This window comes from Desulfovibrio sp. 1188_IL3213, from assembly GCF_036763145.1.
In the GTDB taxonomy this organism is placed as follows: domain Bacteria; phylum Desulfobacterota; class Desulfovibrionia; order Desulfovibrionales; family Desulfovibrionaceae; genus Desulfovibrio.
The window spans coordinates 1-5,048 of record NZ_JBAIYR010000156.1; the positions used below are offsets into that span (position 1 = coordinate 1).

4 protein-coding genes and 1 pseudogene are annotated in these 5,048 nt (G+C 56.2%); 3 read left to right on the top strand and 2 right to left on the bottom strand.

The annotated features are described in order from the left end of the window. Positions 1-376, bottom strand: a 376-nt coding sequence (locus tag V6C16_RS07730; RefSeq protein WP_333535037.1) for a translation initiation factor IF-2, incomplete at its 3' end; no start/stop codon positions are given. Positions 377-758: 382 nt separating this feature from the next. Here V6C16_RS07730 and V6C16_RS07735 point away from each other — a divergent pair. Then, positions 759-2,822 carry an elongation factor G gene (locus tag V6C16_RS07735; RefSeq protein WP_333542971.1) on the top strand — a complete coding sequence of 688 codons (2,064 nt, stop codon included), beginning with the start codon at positions 759-761 and terminating at the stop codon, positions 2,820-2,822. Positions 2,823-3,136: 314 nt separating this feature from the next. On the opposite strand, the gene V6C16_RS07740 is transcribed toward V6C16_RS07735, so the two are convergent. Then, positions 3,137-3,358, bottom strand: a complete 222-nt coding sequence (locus V6C16_RS07740; protein WP_333535234.1) for a hypothetical protein — start codon at positions 3,356-3,358, stop codon at positions 3,137-3,139. 122 nt (positions 3,359-3,480) lie between these two features. Between V6C16_RS07740 and V6C16_RS07745 the strand changes: the two genes are divergently transcribed. Continuing rightward, entirely contained in the window at positions 3,481-3,729 is a 249-nt protein-coding gene (locus tag V6C16_RS07745; RefSeq protein ID WP_333535235.1) for a helix-turn-helix domain-containing protein, read from the top strand. Between the two features lie 880 nt (positions 3,730-4,609). Further along, positions 4,610-5,048 (top strand): annotated as a pseudogene (locus tag V6C16_RS07750) (hypothetical protein); the annotation flags it as partial.

Below are 5,048 nucleotides of genomic sequence, written 5' to 3' on the forward strand. Positions count from 1 at the left end.
GGGCCACCTTGCGCACGGCGCGCAACTGCCGTTCACGCATGCTCAGGCTTATGCGCCAGTCCCCGCCGGGGGTGTGCAGCAGCAATGCCTCGCCTCCGGCTTCTCCCTGACCGCGCGCGGTCACCTCAATCCAGAATCCGCCGGGATATCCCGCCAGACGCAGCAAGTCGCGCAGACCCGCCAAGGCAATACGCAGATGCTCGCTGGATGGCATATTTTTCTGATCCTGGCGCAATTCCTCTTCCATAAGACGTATGCGCTCCTCACATTGGGCGCGCTCGTCCTCCAGAGTAAAAAGGCCACGCTTCATCAGGCGCACGCTGAATACCACCACCAGCAAAAATACGGCGCCGGCCGCGGCCCATTCCCAGGTCATATATCCTCCGCCACAGGGCTGCCGCCCGGTATATCCTGTAAAGTGTCACTGCAGCGGCCTCGGCTGTCAAGAGAGTTGTGCACGCTTTTTCGGCCTGCCGTATCTCTAAGCCTGTCCGGCCCTTCCCTTTTTTTGGGCAAGTATGTATCGTGGACAATAATAGCATATGGAGCGCACGTTTCCCATCACGGCGGTCAGGATCACGCCTGCGGAAAACGCCCGTCCCCTGTGCCGATCAGTCGAATTTTTCCGGCTGAACCGGCCGATCGGGCATAGCCGCATCCCTTGCCCCGCCTTCGCGACACAGCGCTCCTTCCCTAGGTTTCGTTCACCCGGCCCGCGCCGCGCGCGCCAGCCACATCGCTTACTAAGGGAGAAAACCATGCCTACCCCACTGGAAATGCAACGCACCTTTGCACTCGTCGGCACCGGCGGCTGCGGCAAAACCTCTCTTGCCGAGATGCTGCTGTTCAATGCCGGAACCACCACCCGCATGGGCGCCGTTGAAGAAGGCACCACAAGCCTCGACTACGAGCCGGAAGAAACCCGGCGGCGCGGCTCGGTGCAGCCCGCCTGCGCGACCTATACGTGGAACAAGAACCGGCATTTCCTGCTGGATATTCCCGGCGACGGCAACTTTACGGGCGATATGGAATGCCTGCTCAAAGGTGTGGACAGCGTGGTTTTTGTGCTGGACGCCGTGGACGGCGTGCGGCCTCTGGCGAAAAAATTCTGGAACATGGTGCGGCAGGCCGGTCTGCCCGCCATGATCGTGGTCAACAAGCTTGACCGTGACCGTGCCGACTTTCAGATGACCTTTGACGGTCTGGCCGCTCTGGGCATCAGGCCCGTGGCCCTGCAACTGCCCATCCGCCAGGGCGAAACATTTTTGGGCATGGTCGACGTGCTTTCCGGCAAGGCGCATATGTTCAAGGCCGACGGCAGCACGGCTGAGGCCGAAATTCCTGCCGGACTTGCGGACGATGCCAGTCTTTTGCGCGACATTACCGTGGAAAACATCGCTGAAAGCGATGAAGTCCTTATGGAAAAATATCTGGAAGAAGGCAGCCTGCCCCTGGAAGACCTGCACAGCGGCCTGCGGGCGGGCGTTATCAAGGGAGAACTGATCCCCGTCCTGACCTGCTCGGCCCTGGAAAACAGGGGCGGCGTGGCCCTGCTCAATGCCATAGAAGCCCTGCTGCCCTCTCCCCTTGACCGCCCGCCTTTCGAAGGCGAGGGCGGCGCTGTCCGGGCCGCTGACCCGGACGGCCCGGTGGCCTGCTTTGTGTTCAAGACCCTGGCCGACCCGTTTGCCGGGCAGCTTTCCCTGCTGCGCATCCTTTCCGGCACTATCAGCGGCGATGTCAACCTCAAGAACATGCGCAGCGAGGACAATGAACGCCTGGGCAGCCTGCTTTTCCTCACGGGCAAAAACCAGACTCCCTGCAAGGAACCCATAGGTCCCGGCGCCATTGTGGCCGTAGCAAAGCTCAAAAACACCCGCACAGGCGACACTCTCTGCGATGAAAAAGCTCCCTTTGTGCTGCCCATGCCGCAACTGCCGCCGCAGCTCATCACCTACGCCCTGGCCCCCAAGGAAAAGGGGGAGGAAGACAAAGTTTACGCGGCCATGCAGCGGCTGCTGGAAGAAGACATCACCCTCAAACTCGGCCGGGACGGGGAAAACGGCGACATTCTGCTCTCGGGCATGGGGCAGTTGCACATCGAGCTTTCCGTGGAAAAGGCCAAACGCCGTTTCAAGGTGGATATCGTGCTCAAGACCCCCAAGGTTCCCTACCGCGAAACCGTGCGCGGCAAGTGCCAGGTGCAGGGCAGACACAAAAAGCAGTCCGGCGGCCGGGGACAGTTCGGTGACTGCTGGATAGAAATGGAAGGCCTGCCGCGCGGTTCCGGCTATCAGTTTGAAGATGCCATTGTGGGCGGCGTCATTCCCCGCCAGTACGTTCCCGCCATTGACAAGGGCGTACAGGAAGCGGCGGCGCGGGGCTTTCTGGCCGGATGCCAGGTCGTTGACTTTCGCGTCAAGGTTTATGACGGCAGCTACCACACCGTGGACTCATCCGAAATGGCCTTCAAGGTGGCAGGATCGCTGGCATTTAAAAAAGCTATGGAAAATCTCAAACCGGTCTTGCTGGAACCCATCGTGCTGCTGACTGTTTCTGTTCCTGACGAAAGCATGGGTGATGTGATCGGCGACCTTTCCTCCCGCAGGGGCAAGGTGCTCGGTTCCGACTCGCAGGGCGGCAGCACTGAAATCAAGGCCCACGTTCCCATGAGCGAAGTGCTGCGTTACGCTCCCGATCTGCGTTCCATGACCGGAGGCCAGGGATTTTTCACCATGGAATTTGCCCACTATGAAGAAGCCCCGCAGCCTGTAACGGAAAAAATCGTGGCTGAATACCAGGCCGCAAAAGCTGCCGAATAAGCGCAGCCGCCCCGGAGTCCCGCCGCGCTGTTTCAGTGATCAGGGTCTGCCGGGGGCGCGCCGCACTATCTTTCAGCAGGCAGCCCTTACCCGGTTGCCGGAAGTTCTTTGCCCAACACAGGCAGACCGTTCAAACCTGCCGTTTGCAGCCGCCGCCCGCACGTGACAATGCGCGGGCGGCGGCATTTTTGTCTTTACTGCACTGTAAGTTAAAATTCATATATTTTTAATATAATTACGGAAAAATATTTTCAGTGTCCATGCAACCGTCCATAAATATTATTCATTAAACAATCATATCTCGGCAGTTATATTTAATTTTCAATTTTCAGAATAGTTTTGCAGCAAATATTACCGCGCATGAATTTTTTGAAAAACATTGCAGCAGCCAATTCGGCTGCTGCATTTGCTGAAGTGCCGGCCTCGTGGCGCACAAGGCAGGCGTCCCGGATTTTTTGCAGATGCGTCCTGTTAAGAAAAAATAACTTTGCATGTAAAATGAAAATGTTATAAATATTTATCCCCTTGGCAGACACGTCTCCTCTAACTGGAACAGCCCTTCAAAACATAGCACTATAGTGTGATACGAGAAGCCAAGTCGCTAAATTTGTATGCAATCGCATACTGAATTTAAATTTAAAAGCTTTACATATACTCTATGCAAATCTTACCGGGCCTGGATGTAGCCATTGCCAAGACCGTGCGAAGCCTTCGCACACGCAGCGGTCTGTCGCAAGAGCAGTTTGCCGACTTTGCCGGACTGTCGCGTGTGTACATCGCGCAACTGGAAACCGGCGAACGGGGAGCTTCTCTCAATGCGCTTATTCTTATTGCACGCTCCGTGCGCATGAGCGGCTCAGAACTTGTAGCCCTTATTGAAGAGGAAATAAAAAACCTGTCTCATTAGGCAGTGTCGTCACGAGATGAATTTCCTTGGTATATCAAGGAGAACGAGCCTTTTATGCAGGGAGTGTACTCTTATGGTACTCGACCGGAATAAAAGGCGAAGTTCGACGCAGAGATACCGGGAAAGGCGCTCGTGACGACACTGTCTAGAGCAATTTCAAAGTGAAATTGCTCTGGCGGCTGCGTGAGCAGTCGCCCGCCGCAAAGATGCAAGCGCAGCTTCAGCCGTTACGACAAAGGAAGTTACGGATGCTTCAGAAGTCGTAACGCAGGAAACTACGCTTGCAGGCAGCATGTGTAACGATCGGCCTGTTTCCACACAATCGCTGTCGCCATTCGTAAGGCTCGCAGGCTCGCCAACGACTGCCGCGAAGACAGCAGAGCTATTTACTTGCGCGGTTAAGCATCGAAGCGAGCGTGTCTTAAACTTTGAGAATGTACATTCTCAAAGTTAATCTTCTCTAATACAGACATAAAAATTGTTTTTCCTTCCTGCCGGTAAAGCCTCAAAAAACACATTTAACTCTTCCTGATCGTTGCCATCCATTTTTTCTGCCGCTGGCGCCACATTCGCACCAGTCAGGCAAGTGCGCCACCATGTTTGGCGCGGTATTTTATTTCATACATGCTTTGCACTGCATTTCTGAATAACACACACAAATCCAATCTGTTCCGGGCTATTGCAGCACAATAACGCAACAGGCCTCGACCTTGGGCCTCTTCTTTGATAGTATCAATCCTCAATAAGGCTGTACCCCACAATCCGGTAAAAACGCGCCGCGGGCGAGCCGCGCACGGAAACCTCACACAGGGGACACAGCGCCACATACCACGCACAATAAATCAGAAAAGCTGATTTTCTGCCATATACGGATACGCCGATGACAACACGCACCCCCCCTCTCTCCGCAGGCGCGGAGCAAGCCTCCGCGTCTGGAATTCCGTCATTCACGTTTCGCCGCATGGCGGGCCTTGACCAGGCTCTGCTGACCGGGGACGCCGAGTGGACGGGCCTGAGCCGCCTGGACCCAAAACTGTGGATGGCCATGAGCTGCCCAGTGCGCGGTCTTGAGTTTGACCCACAGACCCTGGCGCTTCTTGATGCCGACAACGACGGGCGCATACGGGCCAAAGAAATACTGAACGCCGTGGACTGGGTATGCAGGCGCGTGACCCACCCTTCGCAACTCAGGCAACGCCGCCCTGACCTCCCTCTGGACATCCTGCGCGACGACACGCCCGAGGGCAGGGAACTGCTGGCAGCCGCCCACCTTGTGCTGGAAAAAACCAGAGCCGAGAACAAAAACAGCGTCAGCCGCA

Coding starts and splice junctions, on each gene's coding strand:
- V6C16_RS07735 (WP_333542971.1), top strand. CDS start 759: ATGCCTACCCCACTGGAAATGCAACGCACCTTTGCACTCGTCGGCACC.
- V6C16_RS07745 (WP_333535235.1), top strand. CDS start 3,481: ATGCAAATCTTACCGGGCCTGGATGTAGCCATTGCCAAGACCGTGCGA.